The 1,178-nt window shown below is 63.0% G+C and carries 1 pseudogene; it reads right to left on the bottom strand.

The annotated features are described in order from the left end of the window. Positions 1-1,178, bottom strand: a pseudogene (locus NTD87_RS10860) (type IV secretion protein Rhs); the annotation flags it as partial.

Below are 1,178 nucleotides of genomic sequence, written 5' to 3'. Positions count from 1 at the left end.
TGTTCGCCTTGCCAGAAGAACTCGGTGGTTTTACCGGCGACGGTTTTCGCGGTGCGGCGGCCGAAGGCGTCGTAGCGGTAGGTCGCGCTGCTGCCGTCGGGCAGGGTCACGCCGATCAAGCGGTGCTGGCAGTCGTAGCGGTATTCGGTGACCAGCTTTTGCGCGGTGCCGCGGTGCTCAAAGATCAGGTTGCCGAAAGCGTCGTAGTCGTAATGGCGGTCGCCTTGTATCAGCAGGCGGTTGCCCTTGATCGTCGCCAGCCCCGGACGATCCTGCATCAGCAGGTTGCTGGCCGGGTCGTGGCCGAAGCTTTCCGGCTGCGGATCGCGGGAATGGCGGACGCGCACCAGACGGTTCAGCGGGTCGTAGTGATAGTTGCGCTGGCCATGGCGGCTGTCGGCGATGAAATCGAGGTTGCCGTTGGCGCCGTAGGCGTAGTCGCGGCGGTAGCGTGGCTGTTCATATTGAGAGACGGCATGCGCCTGCAGCCGGCCCTGTTCATCGTAGCGGTACTGGCTGAGCAGCTGGCCTTGTTGACGTTGTTGTTCGCGGCCCTGCGCAAAGGTGTGGCTGGTGAGCCGCGCGCCATTGAGGTCGATGGCCGTCAGCGCGCCGCCCTTGGCGTGGTGGAAATCGAGTTTGCTGTTGTCGGGCAGGCGCAGATGGTTGAGTTGGCCACAGGCGTCGTAGCGGTAACGCAGCGTGCCCCAGCCCTGATGCTCGGTGATCAAGCGGTCTTGGGCGTCGTAACCGAATTCCAGCGGCCAGTCGTTACCGTCGTCGACACTGACCAGACGGCCCAAGGCGTCGTAGTGGTAATTGACCTGGCTGCCGTCGGCCAGGGTTTTGACCAACAGCCGTCCCGCCGTATCGCGTTGATAGCCGGTAATCAGCCGCGAACCGTCGTCGCCGAACTCGGTTTTTTCCAGCAGATGGCCGTTGAGATCGTAGCGGTACGCGGTGCGCCGCCCGTCGAACTCGGTCTCCTGACGGATCAGTCCACTCGGGCCGTACTCCAACTGGTAGGTCTCGCCAGATTCGTTTTCGATCTCGCTGAGCAGCAGCCGCACGTTGTCGTAGCGGTAACGCAGTTGAGTGCCATCGGGGTTGATACGGCGGCTGACCAGGTGCAGGTCGTCGTCATATTCATAGCGCGTGACCTGGCCCAGCTCATCGCG

The sequence above is a fragment of the Pseudomonas sp. 6D_7.1_Bac1 genome (assembly GCF_025465945.1).
Lineage (GTDB): Bacteria > Pseudomonadota > Gammaproteobacteria > Pseudomonadales > Pseudomonadaceae > Aquipseudomonas.
This window is presented reverse-complemented; position numbering and strand designations above follow the sequence as displayed.